Source organism: Mesorhizobium sp. 128a (assembly GCF_053848025.1).
Genome location: NZ_JBSPKY010000011.1, coordinates 111,821 through 135,034, shown reverse-complemented (window position 1 = coordinate 135,034; position 23,214 = coordinate 111,821). Strand labels below are relative to the sequence as shown.

Here is a 23,214-nt window from a genome sequence, read left to right as displayed (position 1 = left end):
GCGCGATCCGCGCCCGGCCATCCTCCACATCAGTCCCGCGCCAGTCCAGTGCTCTGAATGTCAAACCACGACCTGATCCTGTCGGTCCCGCCGCCCGCCCGCCCCTGGCGCGAGCGGCTGGGCTCCTCGGTGCCCCTGCTGGTGCTCGGCCCCTCGCTTGTGGCGAGCTTCGTCTACGTCTTCGTGTTCACCGGCTGGACGCTCTACATCTCGCTGTCGAACTCCTCGCTGCTACCGACCTACGGCTTCGTCGGCCTCGACAACTACGCGTCGCTATGGGCGAACCGGCGCTGGAACATCGCCTACAACAACCTCTTTATCTTCAGCGGTTTCTACATTGTCGGCTCGATGGCCGTGGGACTGCTGCTGGCGATCCTGATCGACCAGCGCGTGCGCGGCGAAGCGGTCTGGCGCACGATCTTCCTCTACCCGCTGGCCGTCTCCTTCATCGTCACCGGCACGGTCTGGAGCTGGCTTTACAACCCGGTCGACGGCATCCAGGCGCTGGTGCGCGGTTTCGGCTGGACGAGCTTCAGTTTCGCACTCGCCAGCGACCGGCACTATGCGATCTACGCGGTGATCATCACCGGTGTCTGGCAGGCCTCGGGCTTTGCCATGGCGCTCTTCCTGGCCGGTCTGCGTTCGGTGGATCAGGACCTCGTCAAGGCCGCGCAGATCGACGGCGCATCGACCTTCCGCATCTATCGCAAAGTGCTTCTGCCAACGATTGCGCCGATCTTCCTGGCGGTCGCCGTCATCCAGATCCAGTTCGCCATCAAGACCTTCGACCTCGTGGCGGCCCTGACGAAAGGCGGCCCGGGGATTTCGACCACCTTCCCCGCCATCTACGTCTATGACCTGATGTTCCAACGCGGCCAGATCGGCGAAGGTGCGGCGGCCGCCATCATGATGCTTGCCGCTCTTGCCGTGGTGCTGGTGCCCTATTCGTTCTGGGTGGTCTGGCGGCGGCGCAAGGAAGCCGGCCATGGCTGACGTCGTGCTGGACCAGTCGCTCGATCGTCGCGCTGCCACGGTTGCGGCGCGCAGGCATTTCCTTGCCCGCTTCGTCATCTATGGGCTGCTGGTCGTCTTCGCGGCGATCTACCTGATCCCATTGCTGGTCGTGGTTCTGAATTCATTCCGCGATCAGCAGGAGATCGCGCGCAACGGATTGATCTCGCTGCCGCGTAGCTTCCGCCTCGAAGCCTGGGGCCAGGCCTGGAGCACCTATTGCATCGGCGGCACCTGCGAGGGCATGCAGCGCAACTTCTACAACTCCCTGAAAATGACGATCCCGGCGACGATCATCTCGACGGCGGTCGGCGCGATGAACGGTTACATCCTGTCGAAATGGCGTTTCAAGGGTTCGGAAGCGCTGTTCACCTGCATGCTGCTCGGCGTCTTCATTCCGGGCCAGATCTCGTTGATGCCGTGGGCGTTCATCCTCGGCAATCTGGGCCTCAGCAATTCGGTCTACGGGCTTGTCCTCATCCACGTCATCCAGGGCATTTCGTTCACAACCCTGTTTTGCCGCAACTATTACGTCAGCATCCCCGACGATCTCATCAAGGCGGCGCGCATCGACGGCGCCGGCTTCTGGCGCATCTTCCGCAAGATCATTCTGCCGCTGTCCTCACCGATCCTGATCGTCACGGTGATCTGGCAGTTCACCGGCATCTGGAACGAATATCTGTTCGGTGTCGTCTTCACCTCCGGGCAGCAACAGCCGATCACAGCCGCGCTCGTCGCGCTGACGGCAAGCGGCACCAACGTGCGCGCCTACGACGTCATGAGCGCCGCCGTGCTGATCGGCGCGCTGCCGCCGCTGCTGATCTATCTCTTCGGCGGCAAGTATTTCGTCCGCGGTCTGACCCAGGGTGCAATCAAGTGAGCCGCGATCAAGTGAATGGAGCCTGTCTCATGTCGCCTGTCGCTCCGTCCGCCAGGAAGGGCATCGCATGTCGACATTGACCATCCGATCCCTGCGCAAGAACTTCGGCGCGGTCGAGGTGCTGAAGGGCATCGATCTCGAGGCTGAGAACGGCGAGTTCATCGCGCTGGTCGGACCGTCCGGCTGCGGCAAGTCCACCTTGCTGGCGATGATCGCCGGGCTGGAATCTGTTACCTCCGGCGAGATCCGCATCGACGGAAGGCTGGTCAATTCGGTTGCGCCGAAGGACCGCGACATCGCCATGGTGTTCCAGTCCTACGCGCTTTACCCGACGATGACGGTGCGCGAGAACATCACCTTCGGCATGGAAAGCCGCCGCGTGCCGAAGCCGCAGCAGAACGAGGCGGTCAAGCGGGTCGCGGCCTTCCTGCAGATCGAACCGCTGCTTGGGCGCAAGCCCGGACAGCTCTCGGGCGGCCAGCGCCAGCGCGTCGCGATGGGCCGGGCGCTGGTGCGTGATCCGAAACTGTTCCTGTTCGACGAGCCGCTCTCCAATCTCGACGCCAAGCTGCGCGTCGACATGCGCACCGAAAGAAGCTGCATCACCGCGTCGGCAAGACGACGGTCTACGTCACCCATGACCAGGTCGAGGCGATGACGCTCGCATCGCGCATCGCCGTGATGCATCAGGGCGAGGTTCAGCAATTCGATGAGCCCGCCACGATCTACAACCGTCCGGCCAACATGTTCGTCGCCGGCTTCATGGGTTCGCCGGCGATGAATTTTCTGCCGGCCGAACTGAGCGAGGAAGGCGGTCGCCCCGCCGTTGCCTTGCAGACCGCCGACGGCAAGACGGCCAGCCTGCCGATCGTCCAGAAGCTTCCATCCGATACGCCACGACAGCTCGTGCTCGGCATCCGGCCGGAGCACATCTACCGGTTCGATCCCGATCTTGCGCGCCGCAAGCCAGGCATCGCGCAAATCGATGCCGTGGTCGAACTGGTCGAGCCAACAGGTGCCGAGACCATGGCCGTTCTGCGCCTGGGCGGCAAGGAGATCACCGGCCGTTTCGACCCCGACGGCACGCCGCTTATGGGCGAGACGGTGACGCTCGGCATCGACATGGCGCGCGCCTGCTTGTTCGACCCGACGACCCAACGCCTGATCTGACCTGATCTGAAAGAGTTCCGCATTGTCCTTCGCCACCTATCCGAGCCTGACTGAGCGTGTCGTGCTGATCACCGGCGGCGCGTCGGGCATCGGCGCCGACACGGTCCGCGCCTTCGCCGCCAATGGCGCATGGGTCGCGTTTCTCGATCTGCAGCAGGAGGCCGGCGAGGCGCTCGCGCGTGAACTCGCCTCTACGGCAGCATACGCACCATTGTTCCTGCGCTGCGACGTGACGGACATCCCTGCCCTCCAGGCCGCGATCGGCACGGTGCGCGACCGCCTCGGGCCTGTCGCGGTGCTGGTCAACAACGCCGCCGACGACAATCGCCACCCCGTCGCCGAAGTGACGCAGGAATATTGGGACCACGCCCAGGACGTGAATCTGCGGCACCACTTCTTTGCCGCCCAGGCCGTGCATCCGCACATGAAGCAGCTGGGCTTCGGTTCGATCGTTAATTTTTCCTCGATCGCCTGGCGTTTCGGCGCGGCTGACATAGCGCCCTATGCGACGGCCAAGGCTGGCGTGATCGGGCTGACATTCGCGCTGGCGCGGGCGTTCGGGCCTGACAACATCCGCGTCAACGCCATCGAGCCGGGCGCCGTCATCACCGACCGGCAAAGGCAGCTTTGGTTCAAGACGCAGGCCTCGGTCGACCAGGTCGTGCAGCGCCAGATGATCCGCCACGTTCTGCTCGGCGACGAGATCGCACGTACGGTGCTGTTCCTGGCCGCCGACGACAGCCGAATGATCACCAAGCAGTCGATCACCGTGGATGCCGGCCTTCGATGACCCAACGCGAAACAAAGGATCGCATCATGCTCGAGGTCGGCCTGAACCCCTACGGCTTGACCTATCATCTCGGCCTCCAGGGTCGCGGCACGCCACGCGCCAATCCCAGCCCGGCAGGGCTCGAAGGTTTCATCGCGCTGGCGACCGACCTCGGCGCGCGTGTGCTGGAGATCTGGGTGCCATGGCTGAGCGAGCTTTCCGACGACGCGGTGATCGCGCTGCGCGAGCGGCTCGCCGGCCTTGGCATGACGCCGATCGTCAGCGGCGGCCTTCTGGTGGGCGAACCGCTCGACGATGCCTTTCGGGCCGCGCGCCTGCTCGAGGCCAAGATCATCCGGACAGCGCTGACGCCGGTTCTGTGCGGCGACCGCAACGCCGCCGGCGCGAAGTGGAGCGAGTACGCCGGCATCATTCGAGACAGATTGAGGCAATGGGGTCCGCGCGCGAATGCCGAAGGCTACACCCTTGCCATCGAAAACCACCAGGATTTCACCAGCGGGGAACTCGTCGATTTTTGTGCGCTTGGCGGCGACGGCCTCGGCGTCACCTTCGACACAGGCAACACATTCCCGGTCGGCGAAGCGCCGCTCGATTTTACGCGGCGGATCGCACCCTATGTCCGCCATGTCCACCTCAAGGACTACCGCGTGCAGTTCACGAGCGAAGGCTACCGGCTGATCCGTTGCGCCATCGGCGATGGCGCGGTGCCGTTTGCCGAGTTGTTCGCGATTCTTGGCCAACACCACGATCGCATGACCGCCGTTCTCGAACCCGGCGCCCTGGAGGCGCGGCATGTCCGCTTCCTGCGCGACGACTGGTGGCACGGCTATCCGCAGAAGTCGGCGCGCGAGTTTGCCGCCTGTCTGGCGGCAGCCCAGCGCAACCGGCTGCCCGACGATGCCGACTACCGCACCCCGTGGGAGCGCGAGGACGACGTTTCACTGGTTTCCTATGAGCTCGACATGATCCGGCGCAGCGCCGCCAACATGCGCAACCTTGGTTTAGCGGAGAATATCTGATGACGACACGTGAACTCGATGGATTGACCGCCTTCGTCACCGGCTCCGGCCGTGGGCTCGGCCGCGTAATGGCCGAGCGCCTGGCGGAACTCGGCGCCAATGTCGCGATCCACGACATGGACGAAACGGCGCCGGCCAAATATGGCGAGTTCGCCAATCTCGGCGAGGTCGTCGAGCGCCTGAAACGGCATGGCACGAAGGTCACCTCGGTGACCGGCAACATTGGCGATCAGAAAGCGGTGGCCGAGATGAAGCGCAAGATCGAGGCCGATCTCGGCGACGTGCATGTGCTGGTCAATTGTGCCGGCGGCGACATCGGCGCCAAGGGCGGCAAGCCGAACCCGAACAACGCGCTGGACATCGAGCTGGACGACATCCGCGTGCTGACCGAGAACAATCTGATCGGCACGATGCTGGTCTGCCAGGCCTTCGTGCCGCCGATGAAGCAGCGCGGCGGCGGCTCCGTCATCAACATCGCGTCGGCGGCGGCCCATCTCGGCTGCTCGCCCGAGGTCGTCTACTCCACATTGAAGGCCGCGGTGGTGCACTACACGCGCTGCCTGGCCAAGGAACTGATCGACGACGGCGTGCGCATCAATGCGGTCAGCCCCGGCGCCACCAAGACGGCACGCTTCCAGGCGACCCGCGTGGTCGATCCCGAACGCATGGATTCGAGCAGGAAATCGCTGAACCGCTATGCCGAACCGGAAGAGATCGCCGAGGCGGTAGCCTTCCTCGCCGGTCCGCGCGCGCGCTTCATCAACGGCCAGGTCATCCGCGTCGATGGCGGTTTCACGATCTTTCCGGGGTGAGTCGTGCCACCGGCGGCCGCAGGGAAATCGCATATGGCGGCGCCAGCCCCCCTCCCGTCCGCTACGCGGCCACCTCTCCCCCACTTTGTGGGGGCGAGGAAACGCTAATCACGGATGTCGCGGCCTTGAAAAGCTTGGGTTCCTCGCCCCCACCAGAGTGGGGGAGAGGTGGCTCGGCGAAGCCGAGACGGAGCGGGGGAGCGCCATATACGATTGCCCTGCCCTGCTGCCCGCGTGAACTTACCCCCATCGAGCGCGTAGGACGGTACCATCGCCGCCCTGCCCCCGGGGTATGGACGAATCCAATCATGCGCCATATTGATGGTGACGCGGTCTGCCGTGGCGCTTTCCTCGCCAAAGCAGGCGACGTTCGTTCAATGACGCTGCGCCGGGCGCCTTTGACGCCGCCCTGCAAAAGTGTCGATACCGGGGGACCTGGTCATGACTGACGACAACAAGCCGGCCGCAGATGTTACCAAGGATTGGCAAGCAACGCAGGGCCAGAAGGCCGGCGCTACGCGCCTCCGGCTTTTCGCCGCGCTGTCATGGATCATTGCCATTGGCGGCGAAATCGCCGGGATTGTCCTGCTCTACAAGCACAAGTTCGACAACGGAAACCTGCCGCTGCTGATCGGCATTCTGGTCGGCATCGCGATTTTCGCCATCGCCGGCAGCATGCTGTGGAAGGCGGCCAACAGGAAGGACCCGGCTAAGGCATCCGAACCGTTCCGGTTCTTCGTCCAGAACCAGCTCGGCGCGATCATCACGCTGATTGCCTTCCTGCCGCTGGTTCTCTTGATCCTCAACGACAAGAACATGGACCCGAAGAGCAAGAAAATTGCCGGCGGCGTCGGCGCGGTGCTCGCCGTGGTTGCGACGCTGCTCGGCGTCAGTTACCAGCCCCCGTCGGTCGAGCAGTACACCCAGGACATGAACGCGTGCGCGACCCAGATCAAGGCGGGGCAGCCGACCACGGCCTGTTCGCCCGAGGTCGCCGCCCAGGCGCAGGCGATCGCCACCGACTCCACCACGGTGGCCGATGCGACGAAGGACGCGGCACACCCCAATGGCCAGGATGTCGTCTACTGGATCGCGCCGGAAAACGGCGCCGCGAAGTCCGACACGGAGCATGTCTTCCACCTCTGCGCAGCCGTCAGCCCGCTGAAGGACAAGACCGTCAACAGCGGCTCGGTGACGGAAGCCTACGCCCAGAACGCCATCCGCATCACCAAGCAGATCGAGATGGAACAGAAGCAGTGCGGGTTCACGACCACGGCGCCGTGAATGAGGCTGCGTTGTGGAGCTGATAGACAGCTAAGTGGCGTGCCCGAAGGCGGGCGAGAGAACAGGCACGTGCCTACAGGATGCCAGCCGCGCTATGAGCGGACATCTCGGAACCGAGGCTGAATGTCTCATTTGGAGCCGGAAGCGGACTGGCAGCTTTAAGGCTCGGAGCGGGAGAAGCGGACCTTTGAGCGCCGTGCGTATATCGACGTGACCTGACCAGTTGCTGACCTGCATATGGTTCGCTGCCATACGATCCGATGATGAGTGGGCCGCTGCAAGGGTTCTCAATAATCTTCGAGCGGTCAATACGTGGCGTCCACGGGGGCTCTGTCGCCAAGTTGTACGTCACCTGCGCACTTCACAAGCCACCCCGACCATAGCGCCAATGCCAAGCATGCACTAACATTCCAGTCGACCCCGTTGGGGCTGGCCAGTGATCTGTTCAAATTGGGGAAGTACCCATGACCAATCATTGCTGTGGACCGGGCTATGCTTCTCCAGCCGAGGCGATGACGGCACCTCGCGAAAAGCTGCTCTATACGATTGCCATCTACACCGGCACGGGCATTCAGAAGCCGGACTATCTGTGCACCATCGATGTCGACCCGGAGAGTTCGACCTACAGCCAGGTGATTTCGCGTTTGCAAATGCCGGGCATTGGCGATGAGCTTCATCACTCGGGCTGGAATGCCTGTTCGTCGTGCCATGGCGATGCGAGCATGGAGCGGAAATATCTGATCGTGCCGGGTGTGCGCTCGTCCAATCTGCATATTGTCGATTGTGGTACCGATCCCCACAATCCGACCCTGTTCAAGGTCATAGACGGCGCTGAAATCAAAGCCAGGACCAACCTGTCGGCACCACACACGGTGCATTGCCTCGGCTCGGACATCATCGTTTCCATGCTTGGTGACGCCCAGGGCAATGCCCCCGGCGGCTATTTGCAGCTCAGCAAGGAGTTCGAAATTGTCGGCCGCTGGGAAAACTCCATGGGCGGCATCAAGTTCGGTTATGATTTCTGGTACCAGCCGCGACACAACGTAATGGTCAGTTCGGAGTGGGCCGCGCCCAATACCTTCATGCCTGGTTTTGACCTGGAAGAGGTTGGCCATTTGAAATATGGCCGAGAGATCCATTTCTGGGATTTTGAGAAGAAGGAGCCAAGCCAGACATTCTATCTCGGTGAAGACGGCTTGATCCCACTGGAAGTGCGATTCCATCACAATCCCGACAGCAGTCACGGCTTTGTTGGCGCGGCCCTTTCTGCAAATATCATCCATTGGTGGAAGGACGCGGCGGGGGACTGGCAATGGGAGAAAATTGTCGATGTCGGCAATGAGCCGCATCCGGAATGGCCGATACCAATACCGGGCGTGATCTCAGTCATTTTGCTCAGCATGGACGATAGATACCTCTATCTGTGCAACTGGTTGCATGGCGACATTCGTCAATACGACATCTCGGACCCTCACAACGCCAAGCTTACCGGACAAGTGTGGATGGGCGGACTTCTCGGCCGTGCGCCTGAGGTCAATGGCGTGAAAGTGACTGGCGGGCCTCAGATGATACAGCTCAGCCTCGACGGCAAGCGCCTCTATGTGACGACCTCACTCTTCTCGACCTGGGATAATCAGTTCTATCCGGAAATCCGCACCAATGGCGGATGCATGCTAATGGTCAACTGCGATACGGAAAACGGCGGCATGGAAATCGATCCGCTGTTTGTCGTCGATTTCGGCAGGGAACCAAATGGACCAAGCCGCTGTCACGAAACCCGCTATCCCGGCGGTGATTGCACGAGTGACATCTGGGTATGACCAGCTTCACCATCACCCTCGCCAATCAAGGCGGTGCGGCCTTCGACGTCGATCACCGCAAGCCCCTCTTGCAAAGCCTGCGCGAGCACGGCGTGGATCTGCCGTATGGGTGCAAGTATGGCGGCTGCATAACCTGTGCAGCCAAAATAATCAGCGGCAAAGTCGATCAAAAAGCGCAGCGAGCGCTGAACAACCGCCAGATTAACAATGGCTATATAATCCTCTGCGTCGCCCGCCCTATGAGCGACTGCACGCTGGAGGTCGGCGTTGAGAGTCACGACAAGCTCTATCGCAACCCCTTCCTTGACCCGCTGGCCGCTCATGAATTGAAAGCCGATATCGCGACCCCGCTGGACGACAAGACATGACCCATATGAATCATGATGAGCCCTATTCGGAGGCTTATCTGCAAGACATTCTGAAATCGGTCAAAACCATCGCGATGGTGGGGGCCAGCCCCGATAAAACCAAATTTTCCTATGGTGTTCTCAGGGTGCTCCACGAAACCGGCTATGACATGATCCCGGTCAACCCCAGTTCCGGCCTGGATGAAATTCGAGGGCTTAAGGTGTACCCATCACTGGCGGCCATCGACCGGCCCGTCGATATGGTTGAGGTTTTTCGCCGCTCCGAAGATCTGCTGGAGGTTGCACAGGAGGCCATCGCGATCAATGCAAAGGTTCTGTGGGCTCAGATTGGGGTGCGCGACGACACTGCCGCCCGGTTGGCGGAGGAAGCGGGCTTGAAAGTGGTGATGAACCGCTGTCCCAAGATCGAGTTGTTCCGCCCCTTCTGGAAGCCGAAGCTGCATTTGGGAATATGACTGCAGGGGCGCAGATTTCGGGGTTGTCACGGCAACCAACCTGTTTCCTCTGGGGTCTCAGACGTTGATGCTGCTAGCAGACTGAATTTTGCCCGAGGTACGATGCCAGATGATCGCTGAGATCACGTGCGTCGTCGCCAGCGCCGTCGATCAGAGCAGACTTACGGCGGCGCAGAAATTGCGTCCCCATCAGGTACAGGCCCGGATGTTCCACTACACCGCCGTCGTGACGGACCTGGCCCTTGCGGTCGAGGACCGGCAGTTCCAGCCAGGAGTAGTCCGGCCGGTAGCCGGTGGCCCAGATGATCGTCCTGATAGCGCCTCCGGCAAGATCGAGGCCGAGCGGCGGGTTGTCCTCGACACGGGTCGGCGGCGGGCGATCCGGCGGCCCGACCGTAGCGTCCAGGCCGTTGGCGCGCGCCCATTCGTCGATGAGGTCGAGCAGCCGGGCCATCTTAAGGTCGGAAAGCGCGCACATGTTGCGCAACGACCCCGCAAACTGGGCCTTGCCGTCTTCGGTGATGCCGGCAAGACGACCGATGAGCCGGACGCCGAGGTCGTCGAGCGCATTGAGGTCGAGGGTGGTGCGGTCGGACGTGCCGGCAAGCTGCAGCGAAGGAACCCGTCGCGCCCGCCTGATGTCGTCCACCTCGTCGTAACGCTCGTCGAGCACGCCGGCGGCGTCCATCCACCATTCCAGGTCCTTGCCGCGATACACGCGGGGCGCCCGGATGTGCTCGCCCACCGACAGGGTCACTTGACGCCCCGAACGCTGCAGCTCCTGTGCGATCTGGGTGCCGCTCGACGACGCGCCCACCACCATCACGCCACCGTCGGCGACCTGACGCGGATTGCGGTAGGACTGTGCCGTCAGCATGGCGACCGACGGTGGCACGCGGCTGGCTACGTCGGGCAGGCGCGCGATGTTGCACGCGCCCGACGCCAGTACGACGGTCCGACACCGCCACTCGCCGCGGTCCGTGCGCACAAGATATCCCGCCCCGTCGCTGCGAACCGAGGTAACCGTCGTGTGGGTTCTGACCGGAGCCGAGATCACCTTGGCATAGTTCCCGAGGAAGTCGATCACCTCAGGCATCGTCCGGTAGCCGTCGGGATCGTCACCGTCATAGCGGAAGCCCGGCAGCCGGCTCTGCCAGTTCGGGGTGAGCAGCCGCAGTGAATCCCATCGCTCGGTGCGCCAGGTATTGGCGATCTCGCCGCGCTCCAGCAGCACATGCTCGATAGAGCGCTCCGCCAGGCAGCGGCTCATTGCGAGCCCCGCGTGCCCCGCGCCGACGATCACTGTGGTGACGGAACTAATCGCACCCTCTCATCAGAAGAGTCTACGGTTCGAAGCGCCTTTCAGTTCACCACGACCGTGACGTTCGTCGGATTGGTGACAATGTCATAGACCGCCGACCGCTTCTGCGACTGAGCGACGATAGCCTCGATGTCCTCGCGCTTGGCGTCGGCGTCGATGTTGTATTTCACCGTGATGCCGCTGAAGCCGTTGCGCACGTCGCTGTCGATGCCGAGTATTCCGGCGAGATCCATGTCGCCTTCGATGGTCGCCTTCACCGACTTCAACTGGATGTTTCGGTTCTGGGCAACCGCGGCGATGCCGGCGGTCAGGCAACTCGCCAGTCCGACAAGCACGTATTCAACGGGCGTGGCGCCCTTGTCCTGGGAAGCGAAGACCTCCGGATGGTCTGCGTCGAATGTGAAAGTGGTCTTGCGATGCTGGTCCTCGCCGAGACCGTAGAAGCTCTCGACCGACGAATGGCTGTGGGTGCCATCCTTCCATTCGCAGGCCGCGCGCCACTTGAACTGCGCCGCCTCCGGGGCGTTGGTAAGCGCTTCGCGTGCGCCGAGCAGCGCCTCTACGTTAACGCCGTTGTTTGCCTGTACTTCGGAAGCCATAATTATTGTCCTCCCTACCTTGCACTGGCTCAAAAACCCGACCGATCTCACTGACCTCCCGATCAGATTTTACCATGGCGCGGCATGCTATGGGTCGCGAAGCATTTCTTCAAGTTGTTTCCGCGGCGGAATGTTCGCCCTCGTGTACCGAGTTGCGCCTTTGCAGGCTCTGGCGCGACCACGACCTTCAGCGTGGTCAATTGCAGTGTCTGCTTCCGGACGGAGGCAAAGTTCCTATGGCCGACATGAGGCGCGTAGCGGCCATTACCCGTAACTTGCCGCAACGCAACAAGGCCCCTTCCGGGCCTTGCACATCAACCTCAGTGTCAGGCTCTAATCGCCCCCTCACTTCCCCATCATCGACTTCGCATTCTCGGCCGTGATCGCGGTGGTCTCCACCGTCACCATCGGCTCAACCTCCGTCGCGCAATCCAGCAGGATCTTCTTCGACATCTCGATCGCTTCCTTGGCACCCGTCGGGTAGGTGAAGGTCGCGGCCCAGTCGCCCTTGGCCACCGCCTCGATGCCGCCGGCCGTAGCGAGAGGACAAGGTGGCCAGTCCGCCTCGCCTCTTCTTCCGCATCAACATCTAGAAGATCACTGGTCGTCGTGCCCTCGTCTGACCGGCCCAGCCTCTTTCATGATGATCTCGCGATGCGGATAGGGGATGCTTATGCCGTTTGCCTTGAACGTGTCCCACAGCGCCAGCAGCACCTTGCCGCGCACGTTGGTCAGGCCTTGCTGTGGGTCGCGGATCCAGAAGCGCAGGACGAAGTTCAGCGAGGAGTCGCCGAAGTCCGTCAGCCAGCAGACAGGCCGCCGGTCGGCCTCAACCCGGCCGACGCTGATCGCGGCCTCTATCGCCAGTTCGCTGACCTTGTGCGGATCGGCGTCGTAGGAGACGCCGAAGTTCACGTCGAGGCGCACGAGGTTGTCGCTGAACGACCAGTTGATGACCCTCTGGGTGATGAAGTCCTCGTTGGGGATCAGGAATTCGCGGCCGTCGCGCGTCACCACCGAGACGAAGCGCGCCCGCAATTCGCGTATCCAGCCGAAGGTGCCTTCGAGCGAAATCGTGTCGCCCGGCTTGATCGACTTGTCGAGCAGGATGATCACACCGGAGACGAAATTCGAAACAACCTTCTGCAGCCCGAAAGCGAGACCGACACCAACGGCGCCGGAAAACACCGTCAGCGCCGTCAGGTCGAGGCCGACGGCCGAAAGTGCCACGGCGCCGGCCACCAGCACGAGGCCGATCTTGGCGACCTTGCCGACGAGGACGCGGATCGACGGTGTCAGCTCCTCGGAGAGGCGGACGCGCTCATCGATGTAATTGCCGGTGACCACCGCAAGCCAGACCGTGGCGATCAGGAGCAGCGCCGCCTTCAGCACCATGAGGGTCGAAAGGCGAACCGCGCCCAGAGGGATAGCCAGGCTGTCGAGGAAGGCGGCCGCCTCATTACTGATACCCAGTATGACAAGGGCCGCGTAGATCCAGGCCAGCCAACCCAGAGTGCGCGCGACGAGGCGGTTGCGAATGATGCGCGACAGCACGGTCGCAAACAGCCACGCCAGCGAGAGCAACAGCGCGACGAGCAGGAGATGGGTGCGGCTCGGCCAGGTGATGACGAGCAACAGGTTGAGCGCGGCAAACAGGAAGATAATGAACAGGATCCAGTCGGTGCGCCGCAACAGCGCGATGACGACCCTTAACAGTCCAGGATGACCCTTGATCTGGCGTGCCTGGTTCTCGACGAGAGGCTCGACCCGCAGCGCCGCCAGCTTCGCCACCACAAAGAGCGAGGCGATGATGCCGACCTGATAGACGAACCATGGCGTGGCGGCATAGTCGAACCATCCGCCGGCCCAGGCCAGCGCTCTATCGATGGCGTCGCGAAAATCCATTGCCACACGACCACTTGGCTAACGAACTGCAACTCGCGGCCCACAATGTCGTCGGCCTTGTGATTGGTCAAGTTGAGCTTGAGGACCGCTTTGTGAGCGGCAGCGGCGGAACAAACGTGGCAAGGCCCGCGAGGGGGGCCTTGCCACTGATTCTTGCAAGATGATCGCCAGCCCTACTTCCCCATCATCGACTTCGCATTCTCCGCCGTGATCGCGGTGGTCTCCACCGTCACCGTCGGCTCCACCGACGTCGCGCAGTCGAGCAGGATCTTCTTTGACATCTCGATCGCTTCCTTGGCGCCCGTCGGGTAGGTGAAGGTCGCGGCCCAGTCGCCCTTGGCCACGGCCTCGATGCCGCCGGCCGGGCCCGGCAGGCCGTCTGTGCCGATGATCTTAACGTCCTTGCCGGCGCCCTTGGCGGCGAGCAGCGCGCCGGCGGCCATCATGTCGTTGGAGGCGTAGAGCACCTTGATGTCGGGGTGCGCCTGCAGCATGGCGGCGAAGGCGACTTGCGCTTTGTCCGGCACCCAGTCGGCGGCCTGCTCGGCCACCACCTGGATCTTGGCGTTTTCCTTCACCCCGTCCTTGAAGCCGTTGAGGCGTTCGACCGCCGGCGTCGAGCTCGGCAGGCCTTCCAGCACCGCCGCCTCGCCCCCATCGGGCAGCAGGGTCTTAGCGGTGTATTTGCCGGCTTCCATGGCGATCTTGTAATTGTCGCCGCCGATGAAGGCGGTGTAGTCCTTGCCGGGGTCGCCGACCGTCTTGCGGTCGAGCTCGATGACCGGGATGCCGGCATCCATGGCGCGCTTCACCGCCGGCGTCAGCGGTGCGGCCTCGAAGGGCGAGATCAAGAGGATGTCGACCTTCTGGGTGATGAAATTGTCGACCTGCGAGGTCTGCGTGTTGACGTTGCCGGCGCCGTCGGCGATCTGCAGCGTGAAACCAGGCACTTCCTTGGCCGCCGCCTCCAGCTCGTCATTGACGTGCTGACGGTAGGGCTCGGCATTGTTGGCCTGCGAAAAGCCGATGATGAACTGGCCGTCCTTGGCGCAGGCTTTCACCATTGGATCGGCGGCGTAGGCCGTTCCCGCTACGCACAGGCACGAGCCTGCCAGAAGCACGGTCGATAAGATCGTTTTCATACTCACTCTCCTCCTCGTCGGGCCGGGGCCAGACCTTGGTTGACGTTCCTGCTTTTTGCCGTCTTCCTCCTTGTTTGTTGATGCATGTCGTTATCGCAAAACCGATGTCACTTTTGCGCGACATGCACTAACGACCCAACCCCTCGCGGCGGCGAACGAGGGATTGAAGCACTGCCGCCAGCACGATGATCGCGGCGGTCGCGAGCAGCTGCATGGCGGGGGTGATGTTGTTGAGCTGCAGGATGTTGGCGAGTGCGCCCAGCATGATGGTGCCGGCAACGGTGCCGACCATGGAGCCGGCGCCGCCGAACAGGCTGGTGCCGCCGATGACCACGGCGGCTATTGCCGTCAGCTCATAACCCATGCCGTCATTGGCGCTGCCGAAATTGAACTGGCCGGCATGCACGATGCCGGCAAGGGCGGCGGCAAAGCCGGTGATGGCATAGACCGAGATCTTCACCATCGACACCGGCACGCCGGAAATGCGCGCGGCGCGCTCATTGCCGCCGACGGCAAAGACATAGCGGCCGAAGCGCGTGGTGTTGAGCACGATGGTGGCGAGCGCGGCGAAGACGATGAAGACAAGCGTGGCCACCGGCACGGTGTTGTTGAACAGCCGCTCGCCCAGCACGGCAAACACCGGCGGCGCCAGGCCCGGCCCGTCGCCATAGGAAATGTTGATGTACTGGTTGCCCGAGACGACCAGCGCCAGGCCGCGTGCGGCCTGCAGGCCGGCCAGCGTGACGATGAAAGGTTCCAGCCTGAAGCGGGTGGAAATGGTGCCCTGGATGGCGCCGAAGACGATGCCCATGACCAGCACGGCGAGGATGGTGGGGATCAGCCCGAAGCCGCCGGAGATCATCATCGATGCGGTGACGACGCTGGACAGGCCCAGCACCGCGCCGACCGACAGGTCGATGCCGGCGGTGATGATGACGAAGGTCATGCCGATGGCGATGATGCCGGTCTCCGACACGGCGCGCACGATGTTGGCGATGTTGTCGGGGTTGAGGAACAGGATTTCGCCATGGCGGCGCGGCGAGAAGATGATGCCGCCGATCGCCACCAGCACCAGGCCGATCAGGCTCTGGAAGCGCACGATGAGCGCCAGCGGGTCGCGATGTTTTTGAGGCGCCGCCATCACGGGCGCGCTTGCCGCCGAAATCTTGTCGTCAGACATCAGGCCTCCCTGCCATTTGCCGCGGCCAGCACCGTGTGCTCGTCGACGCCGCCCATGAATTCCGCCACATTGCGCCCCTGGCGCAGCACCACGATGCGGTCGCACAGGCCGATCAGTTCCGGCATTTCGCTGGAGGCGACCAGTATGCCGAGCCCTTGCGCCGCGAGTGCCCTGAGCCGCGCGTAAATCTCGCCCTTGGCGCCGACATCGACGCCACGCGTCGGCTCGTCGAGCAGCAGCAGGCGCGGGTTGCCGAGGATCTCCTTGGCCAGAACCACCTTCTGCTGGTTGCCGCCCGACAGCGCGCCGACGGCGATGTCGGGGTTCTTCGGGCGAATATCGAACTGGCCGAAGGATTGTTTCACCGCTTCCGCCTGACGGCTTGGCGACATTAGGCCGGCCGGCGAGATGCGACGGATGACCGACATCACCAGATTGAGGCCGACCGCCATGCGCAGCATCAAGCCTGAGCCCCTGCGGTCGTCGGTGACGAAGGCGATGCCCGCGTGGCGGGCGGCCTTGATGGAATCGAGTCTCACCGCCTGGCCCGATATAGCGACCTCGCCTTCCCAGCGGCCCGACAGGCCGGTACCGTAGAGCGCGGATAAGAGTTCGGTGCGCCCTGCCCCCATAATGCCGGCGAGACCGACGATCTCGCCTTCATGGACATCGAGCGAAACGCCTTGCGGCGCCTGCCAGCCGGCGCTGTCGCGGGCGAGCTTGAAGCTGGCGTTCCTCAGGCTGAGCAGCGGCTTGCCCGCCCCTTTGGCGCGTTGCGGATAGAGCTCGTCCAAGGGACGCCCGACCAGCAGCCGCACCAACTCGGCCTGCGGCGCGTGCGGCTCGGTGATGCCGGCGACACGGCCGTCGCGCATCACCGTCACCCGGTCGGCAATGCCTGGCACTTCCTCCAGCCGGTGCGAGATATAGACGATGCCGACGCCGGTGGCGGCGAGCTTGCGCATGATGTCGAACAGACGCTCGACTTCGCCGACGGTAAGGGCCGCCGTCGGCTCGTCCATGATCAGCACGCGCGAGGCGTAAGACAGCGCCTTGACGATCGCCACCACCTGGCGCTGGCCGATCGACAGGTCGGCCACCATCGCCCCTGGATCGATGGCGATCTCGATCGCTTCCAGCCGCTTCTTCGCCTCGCGGCGCATCGCCGGCACGTCGAGGAAGCCGCCGGGACGCATCAGCTCACGGCCGAGGAACAGGTTGGCCGCGACGTCGAGCGACGGCACCAGGTCGAGTTCCTGGAAGATGGTGGCGATGCCCGCGGCCTGCGCCTCGCGCGGGTTGTTGAAGCGCACCGGTTTTCCGTCGATCTCGATCGTGCCTTCGTCCGGCGTGTAGACGCCCGACAGAAGATTCATCAGCGTCGACTTGCCGGCGCCGTTTTCGCCGAGCAGTGCGTGGATCTCGCCCGCCTTCAGGTCGAAGTCGACGCCGCGCAGCGCCTGCACGCCGCCGAAGCGTTTGACGGCGCCGGTCATGACCAGAAGCGGCGCGGTCATGTTGACCTCGTATCGGCTAGCCTCGCGCAGGATTGCCGCGCGTGCAAGGTCGCCTGCAGCCGCACCGAGCGCGGCGCGGATCCGATCGCCGCGATGCGGGCGCTGAGCAGAGCCGCCGCCTGCCTGCCGATCTCGGTGCAGGGCTGCTCGATCAGTGTCAGCCTTGGCTCGAAACAGTCGGCCCATTCGAAATCGTCGAAGCCGACCAGCGACAGATCGCGCGGGATGATGAGACCCTTTTCGCGTATGGCGCGGACTGCCCCGATCGTCGTCATGTTGTTGCCGGTAACCAATGCGGTGGGCGGCGTGGGCAGCGACAGAATCGCATGCGTCGATGCGGTCGCTGCCGCCGTGTCGACATTCTCTGGCGAGACATAGTGCGGCAGGGTCTCAAGTCCATTGGCCGCCAGCGAGGCCTGGAACGCCTCGATGCGCTCGCGCGTCGTCGCCAGCCCCGGCTGGCCGGCGATGTAGCCGATGCGCTTGTGGCCGAAGGAAGCGACATGGTCGATCAGCGCGCGCATCGCCGTGTCGTTCTCGACGCCGATCTGGTCGAAGCGATCATCGGCGAAACGGTCGATCAGAACGCATGGCACCTTCTTGTCGGCGAGATAGTCGATGGCGCGTTGCGGCGAACCCGACGGCGCCAGGATGACTCCGTCGACGCGGCGCTGGTGGAAGGCGCGCACGACCTGCAATTCGCGGTCCGGGTCTTCCTGCGTGTCGGAGAGAAACACCATCAGGCCAAGCCGCGCGCACTCGGCCTCGACCGCGCAGATGATGTCGGTGAAATAGGGATTGGAAATCGCCGAGATGGCCAGGCCGACGCTGTTGGTGGTCGACGCTTTCAGCGACCGTGCCAACTCGTTGGGCTGATAGCCCATAGCGGCAATGGCATCGTTGATCAGCTTCGCCTTCTCCAGCGAAACGAAGCGGGTGTTGTTGACGACATGAGAGACGGTCGACACCGACACGCCGGCGCGCCGCGCCACTTCAGCCATTGTCGGCAATAAAACTCAGCGCTTGCAAGCGCTCCTCCCTATGCCTTTCCCGTCCGCTCTGTCGGCGGATTTCGGGGAAGCTTAGGGTGATCGAAACGTTTGCGCAATCGATTCGATGGATTTTTTCCTTCTCCCCTGTGGGAGAAGGTGGATCGGCGCGCAGCGCCGAGACGGATGAGGGGTGTTCCAGCGGAATGAGACGCTGGCGTTCCTGTTGCCAAGCAGCGGATGCGGATGAACGTGTGCGCCAAGCTGGAGCACCCCTCATCCGACCTCGCTTCGCGAGGCCACCGCCCTGGGGCGAGCCACGGGTCTCGCCCCGTCCTTCGGACCCCCCAGGGGGAGAAGGTAGGCGCTCAGTCTTCAGCTTCCGCAAACTCCGCCACCAGCCCCTCATACGCCTCGAAGGCCGGCAGCGCTTCGTAGCTATGCACGGCCGGCGTCGTCGCCCAGGGCAGTTTCTCGCTGGTCCAGGTTTCGATGAATGGCGTGAACCAGCCGTGTTCGTCGAGCATGGTCGGGCGCAGATTGACGAACCAGTCGAGCCCTTCCGGACGGGTGAACATCCAGCTCATGCAATGCGGGCAGAAATAGTGGTGCGAGGCGCCGTGCAAGCCGCCGATCACCGGCTCGCCCTGCGTGATTTCGAAGCCGTCCGAGGGAATGGCGGCGCTTAGCGAATAGGCGCTGGCCGACATGGTCTGGCAGCCGGTGCAATGGCAGGCCATGGTGAGCAAGGGGGCTGAAGAAATCCAGAGCCGCACGCGTCCGCAGCGGCAGCCGCCTTCGGCCGGCAAGGTCAGGCTTGGCAAATTGGTCTCCTGTCTCTGGTCGCTCAGCCCGTCAACACCTTCGTCGTCACCAGCGTGACGCCATCTTCGGCGAAGGCCGCATTATAGCGCGCGACGATGTCCGGGGCGGTTTCGCCCTCGGCATCCAGCGTAGAGTGGGCGTCGGACACGATGGTTACGGCGAGGCCTTCAGCCAGCGCGCCCTTGACGGTGCCGGCGATGCAGAAATCGGTTTGCGCGCCGGCGAGCACGACTTCGCCAGCACCCTGCCCGGCCACCCATGCGCCAAGCTCGGGATTGGAGAAGGCGTTGCGGACGTTCTTGGAGAATGTCGGCTCGTCCTTGGCCTGGCCGAGTTCCGGCCATACCGGCCAACCCGGCTCGCCCGGCGCCAGCGGATCGCCGGCCGGCCCGTCATGCCTGACGAAGGCAACCTTGCGGCCCTCGCGCCGCGCCCAGTCGAGCAGCGAACGGGTGCGCGCGGCAATGCCCGGCGCATCATGGATCGGCGGCTCGACGCGCCCGTCGAACATGTTGGTCTGGAGATCGATGACGATGAGGGGAGCGAGATTTGACATGGCGCGAAGATAGCGCGGGAGGTGGATGGGTCAAGCGGCGAAGCTGCTGATCTCCCCCCTCGTGGGGGAGATTAGCTCAACCTCACCCGATCCCACCAGTTACCACATACGCACCGGCAGTGCGTCCATCCGGCAGACGCACTATTGCCGTGACAATTGATCCATAGGGGCCGCGCCAGATGCTGTGGGTTCGCGCATGCTCGACGGCCGGCACCAGGATGCTGCCGTGAAAGCTTCTGCCGCTTTGCTGCATGGCGACGGGTTCGCCGTTGACATGGACCTTGATGCCTTCCGTGTCGATGGCGGCATCGAGTTCAACCATCACGGCGATCTCCGCCTGGTCTCCTTGATGTCTCGTTTCGGCAGTTAGCGTGAGCACCGGCAGCGGCACATCGCTGGCCCGCGATCCACCGCGCGCTGCAAACACATCGCCCGGCAATTCGGGCGTGCGCGACGGACTGGTGCGGCGCTTCGCCGAGCGCTCGAAATCGCCGGCGAATTGCAGCAGCCGCACATCGTCATAGGCCTTGCCGGCAAATGTCAGTCCGACCGGCATACCGATATCGGCCATCGTGCCCATCGGCACGGTGACGGTCGGGATGCCGAGATGGCGCCAGACCAGATTGCCGTTGGCGACCCAGGTGCCATTGCGCCAGGCAAGGGCTGCCGAGGCGTCATTGACATCGGCATCGGCCAGCCCGACGTCGGCGACAGCCGGCAGCACCACGGCGTCGAGCCTGTTGGCATCCAGCCAATCCTCGAAGTCGATCCGGCGCGTTGCCTCCAATCCCTTGAGCCCTTCCGCCAGCGTGGGGATGTCCTGGAATGGCGTCACGCCCTGCCTGGCGCGGGTGACATAGTCGGCCAGATCGAACCCGTCATCGCCATAGCGGTCGGGCAGCGTGCCCGGCGGTTGCGGGAAAATCTTTGCGCCGTCTACCGCGGTCAGATCGGGGATGGCGGGATCGGCATTGGCGCGCAGAAAATCGTCCCAGGCCCAGATGCAGAGGTCCCAGATTTCGTGCTCCGCAAAACCTTCAGGCACCAGCCCGCGCTCGACCATGGTTTTCGCGCCCGGACGATCGCGCTCGTAATTGGAGACGACAGGGAAATCGACCTCGATCACCTCAGCGCCGAGCCGTTCGAGATCGCGCGCCGCCTGCTGCCAGAGGTCGAGCACCGAGGCGCGGGTCTCGATCGGCCGCGTGGCATCGGCATCCTTGCCGATATACATTTTCGGCACGCCGAGGCACTTGCCTTTAAGCGATCCTTCCAGCTTCAGCGCCGTGTACCTTGGCGGCCTGACATCCCCGCCGTTCGGGATCGTCACCCAAGGCTGCATACGCCAGAAATCGCCACGCGTCTCGTCATCGTCGGCGACGATCACATCGAGCAGTTCGAGCATGTCGGCCATGCTGCGCGTATGCGGCACCACCACATCCATGGTCGGCACCAGCGGCCAGTTGCCCCGAACCGAAATGACGCCGCGCGACGGCGTGTAGGCGACCAGCGAGTTGTTGGAGGCCGGCGCCCGCCCCGACGACCATGTCTCTTCACCCAGCCCGAAGGCAGCGAAGCTCGCGGCCGTCGCCGTGCCCGAACCGTTGGAGGAGCCGGAGGCAAAGGCGGCGGTCAGGTACTCGGCATTGTAAGGGCTTTCGGCGCGGCCATAGACGCCGCGCTGCATGCCGCCATTGGCCATTGGCGGTATGTTGGTCAGCCCGATCAGCACAGCCCCGCCGGCCCGCAGCTGGGCGATGGTGAAAGCGTCCTCATTGGCAACGAGATGCTCGAAGGCCGGCGATCCGGCAGCCACCGTCATGCCCCTCACCTTGTAGCTGTCCTTGGCGGTGTAGGGGATGCCGTCGAGCGGCCCGAGCGTGGTGCCCTTCGCGCGGCGCAGGTCGGAGGCGGCAGCCTCGTCGAACATTTGCGGATTGAGCACCGGCACGGCGTTGAGCGCGATGCCATGGCGGTCGTAACGCGCGATGCGCCTGAGATAGGCACCGACCAGTTCGACGCTGGTGACGGTGTCGGACTCCAGCGCGCTGCGCAGGTCGGCGATGGAGGCTTCGACGAGGTGGAGAGTGGGCATGGCAGGTTTGCTCGGCTGGCGTTCCTTCACACCCCCCTCTGCCCTGCCGGGCATCTCCCCCGCAAGGGGGGAGATTGGCTGTCATCCATGCTTTCGCCATTTAGCGGTATTCAAGATGGGCAGAGGCGCCCGAACTGCTGATCTCCCCCCTTGCGGGGGAGATGGCCGGCAGGCCAGAGGGGGGTGTTCAAGCGCCCAACCTCGGGCTCAGTTCCTCAGCGCCTGCGCCGGCGATTGCCGATAGGCCAGCACCGACGGCACCACCGCGGCCAAGCCAGCCACGACAAGCAGGATCAGCGCCGAGCTCATATCCTCGATGCGGAACATCACCGGCATCGAAAAGCCGCTCATTTCGCCCATCGTATGGGCGATGGTTCGAGCCGCGATATAGCCGAAGAGAAAACCGAGCAAAACCCCGGCGCCGACGATGACGAAGGTTTCCACCCAGACGATCCCGAACACCACCGAACGCGGCGCGCCGAAGGCGCGCAAGGCGCCGATCTGGTGCCGTCGCTGCAGAATATGGACGATGACGACCAGAAGGGTTGCCGCCGCGACGAGGAATTGCGCGCCGGCCGCCACCATGGACAGGATGCGCCTTGCATCACCGAGGGTTCCGTAAAGCCGGGTCAGCACTTCGCCGGGAAAGACCGCCAGCGTGCGGTCGCTGCGATACTGTTGGCGCAGCTTGTAGGCGTCGGCGACGGTGTGCGGTTTCACCACGATTGCCGGCAGGCCGGGCGCCGAAGGATCGAGAACGGCATCGGGGTTGATCGGCGCATCGAAACCGTGCGGTGCGGCACCGTCTTGTGCGTCAACCTGCTCGACAAGTGCTGCAATTCCGGCGCGTCCATTCTCGTGTTCATGGATATGCCAGACCGCCTCGATCGGCACGATGATCGCCCGGTCCCAGGCCGTACCCGTAGGGCTGAGGCGGCCGACAATCGCATAGGTGAAATCATTGTGGATCTCGGTCGCCGCATGGAGCTGTCCATGCGCGGGATGGAAGCGGGCGCCGACGCTTTTGGGAACCGAGGCGCCGACCAGCGCATCGCCAAGCAGCGCAAATGTGCGGCCTTCGGAGACGCCGCCCAGTCCGTCGACCAGCGCCTGCGTGGTGCCGACGATCGGGAAGTTTTCGACAAAGTCACCGAAACCGACCGGCGCTGCCCAGGCCACCCGCTTGTCCTTCACGAGACCGGCCAGCACATCGCCCGGCATCAGCGACAGCGGCGCCGCCTGCAGAAACACGGAGGACAGCACCAGCTGGGTTTCGCTGCCCGGCACCCCGATCACCAGGTCGAAAGCATCCGCCGCTTGCGCGCTGCCCAATCGCAGCGCCCGCTCACTGAGCGTGACGGCAACGCCGAGCGCGGTCGCCAGCGCAATCAGCAACGCCACGGCCGTCACGCCGATCCAGTGTCGCCTCAGATCCGCGGCGATGAAGCGGAGCATCGGCTATTCCTTTCTCCCACG

The 23,214-nt window shown here is 63.7% G+C and carries 21 protein-coding genes and 1 pseudogene; 10 read left to right on the top strand and 12 right to left on the bottom strand.

What is annotated here, in order from left to right:
- The first annotated feature begins 57 nt into the window (after nt 1-57).
- The 10 genes and pseudogenes from ACWTU9_RS19220 (at nt 58) to ACWTU9_RS19175 (ending at nt 9,609) form a co-directional block, all read left to right on the top strand.
- Nucleotides 58-993 (top strand): carbohydrate ABC transporter permease, encoded by a 936-nt coding sequence (locus ACWTU9_RS19220; RefSeq protein ID WP_455859640.1) that lies wholly within the window; start codon nt 58-60, stop codon nt 991-993.
- Nucleotides 986-1,891 (top strand): carbohydrate ABC transporter permease, encoded by a 906-nt coding sequence (locus tag ACWTU9_RS19215; protein WP_455859639.1) that lies wholly within the window; start codon nt 986-988, stop codon nt 1,889-1,891. The genes ACWTU9_RS19220 and ACWTU9_RS19215 overlap by 8 nt, the downstream gene beginning before the upstream one ends.
- 67 nt (nt 1,892-1,958) lie before the next feature.
- Nucleotides 1,959-3,061 (top strand): annotated as a pseudogene (locus ACWTU9_RS19210) (ABC transporter ATP-binding protein).
- A 22-nt stretch (nt 3,062-3,083) separates the two neighbouring features.
- Complete coding sequence (locus ACWTU9_RS19205; protein WP_455859638.1) at nt 3,084-3,851, top strand: SDR family NAD(P)-dependent oxidoreductase; 768 nt, start codon at nt 3,084-3,086, stop codon at nt 3,849-3,851.
- Nucleotides 3,848-4,870: a sugar phosphate isomerase/epimerase family protein gene (locus ACWTU9_RS19200; RefSeq protein ID WP_455859637.1), complete on the top strand. Its 1,023-nt coding sequence runs from the start codon at nt 3,848-3,850 to the stop codon at nt 4,868-4,870. The genes ACWTU9_RS19205 and ACWTU9_RS19200 overlap by 4 nt, the downstream gene beginning before the upstream one ends.
- Nucleotides 4,870-5,682 carry an SDR family NAD(P)-dependent oxidoreductase gene (locus ACWTU9_RS19195; RefSeq protein ID WP_013897049.1) on the top strand — a complete coding sequence of 271 codons (813 nt, stop codon included), beginning with the start codon at nt 4,870-4,872 and terminating at the stop codon, nt 5,680-5,682. The genes ACWTU9_RS19200 and ACWTU9_RS19195 overlap by 1 nt, the downstream gene beginning before the upstream one ends.
- Nucleotides 5,683-6,123: 441 nt before the next feature.
- Nucleotides 6,124-6,966, top strand: a complete 843-nt coding sequence (locus ACWTU9_RS19190; protein ID WP_455859636.1) for a hypothetical protein — start codon at nt 6,124-6,126, stop codon at nt 6,964-6,966.
- Nucleotides 6,967-7,430: 464 nt separating this feature from the next.
- Nucleotides 7,431-8,786 (top strand): selenium-binding family protein, encoded by a 1,356-nt coding sequence (locus tag ACWTU9_RS19185; RefSeq protein ID WP_455859635.1) that lies wholly within the window; start codon nt 7,431-7,433, stop codon nt 8,784-8,786.
- Nucleotides 8,783-9,154 carry a 2Fe-2S iron-sulfur cluster-binding protein gene (locus tag ACWTU9_RS19180; protein ID WP_454573488.1) on the top strand — a complete coding sequence of 124 codons (372 nt, stop codon included), beginning with the start codon at nt 8,783-8,785 and terminating at the stop codon, nt 9,152-9,154. The genes ACWTU9_RS19185 and ACWTU9_RS19180 overlap by 4 nt, the downstream gene beginning before the upstream one ends.
- Before the next feature lie 5 nt (nt 9,155-9,159).
- Nucleotides 9,160-9,609, top strand: coding sequence for a CoA-binding protein (locus ACWTU9_RS19175; protein ID WP_454573511.1), 450 nt, complete (start codon nt 9,160-9,162; stop codon nt 9,607-9,609).
- Nucleotides 9,610-9,682: 73 nt separating this feature from the next.
- Here ACWTU9_RS19175 and ACWTU9_RS19170 read toward each other — a convergent pair whose 3' ends face one another.
- From ACWTU9_RS19170 to ACWTU9_RS19115, 12 genes are all read right to left on the bottom strand, one after another.
- The gene (locus ACWTU9_RS19170; RefSeq protein ID WP_455859634.1) at nt 9,683-10,912 is read right to left on the bottom strand and encodes an NAD(P)-binding domain-containing protein; all 1,230 of its coding nucleotides are present in this window, start codon (nt 10,910-10,912) and stop codon (nt 9,683-9,685) included.
- A 59-nt stretch (nt 10,913-10,971) separates the two neighbouring features.
- Nucleotides 10,972-11,529 carry an OsmC family protein gene (locus ACWTU9_RS19165; protein WP_023679231.1) on the bottom strand — a complete coding sequence of 186 codons (558 nt, stop codon included), beginning with the start codon at nt 11,527-11,529 and terminating at the stop codon, nt 10,972-10,974.
- 345 nt (nt 11,530-11,874) lie between these two features.
- Nucleotides 11,875-12,045 (bottom strand): hypothetical protein, encoded by a 171-nt coding sequence (locus ACWTU9_RS19160; RefSeq protein ID WP_455859633.1) that lies wholly within the window; start codon nt 12,043-12,045, stop codon nt 11,875-11,877.
- 81 nt (nt 12,046-12,126) lie between these two features.
- Nucleotides 12,127-13,434 carry a mechanosensitive ion channel family protein gene (locus tag ACWTU9_RS19155; protein ID WP_455859632.1) on the bottom strand — a complete coding sequence of 436 codons (1,308 nt, stop codon included), beginning with the start codon at nt 13,432-13,434 and terminating at the stop codon, nt 12,127-12,129.
- 173 nt (nt 13,435-13,607) lie between these two features.
- On the bottom strand, nt 13,608-14,576 hold the full coding sequence (locus ACWTU9_RS19150) for a substrate-binding domain-containing protein (protein WP_454588720.1): 969 nt from the start codon (nt 14,574-14,576) through the stop codon (nt 13,608-13,610).
- 127 nt (nt 14,577-14,703) lie between these two features.
- Nucleotides 14,704-15,756, bottom strand: coding sequence for an ABC transporter permease (locus ACWTU9_RS19145; RefSeq protein ID WP_455859631.1), 1,053 nt, complete (start codon nt 15,754-15,756; stop codon nt 14,704-14,706).
- Nucleotides 15,756-17,273, bottom strand: coding sequence for a sugar ABC transporter ATP-binding protein (locus tag ACWTU9_RS19140; protein WP_455859630.1), 1,518 nt, complete (start codon nt 17,271-17,273; stop codon nt 15,756-15,758). The genes ACWTU9_RS19145 and ACWTU9_RS19140 overlap by 1 nt, the downstream gene beginning before the upstream one ends.
- Entirely contained in the window at nt 17,270-18,283 is a 1,014-nt protein-coding gene (locus ACWTU9_RS19135) for a LacI family DNA-binding transcriptional regulator (RefSeq protein WP_455859629.1), read from the bottom strand. Before ACWTU9_RS19135 ends, ACWTU9_RS19140 begins: the two co-directional genes overlap by 4 nt.
- A gap of 347 nt (nt 18,284-18,630) precedes the next feature.
- A complete protein-coding gene (locus tag ACWTU9_RS19130) occupies nt 18,631-19,086 on the bottom strand; it encodes a GFA family protein (RefSeq protein ID WP_455859628.1) in 456 nt (151 codons plus the stop codon).
- A gap of 23 nt (nt 19,087-19,109) precedes the next feature.
- Entirely contained in the window at nt 19,110-19,643 is a 534-nt protein-coding gene (locus ACWTU9_RS19125; protein ID WP_455859627.1) for an isochorismatase family protein, read from the bottom strand.
- A gap of 82 nt (nt 19,644-19,725) precedes the next feature.
- Complete coding sequence (locus ACWTU9_RS19120) at nt 19,726-21,738, bottom strand: amidase (RefSeq protein WP_455859626.1); 2,013 nt, start codon at nt 21,736-21,738, stop codon at nt 19,726-19,728.
- Nucleotides 21,739-21,945: 207 nt separating this feature from the next.
- Nucleotides 21,946-23,193 (bottom strand): ABC transporter permease, encoded by a 1,248-nt coding sequence (locus ACWTU9_RS19115; RefSeq protein ID WP_455859625.1) that lies wholly within the window; start codon nt 23,191-23,193, stop codon nt 21,946-21,948.
- Nucleotides 23,194-23,214 lie beyond the last annotated feature (21 nt).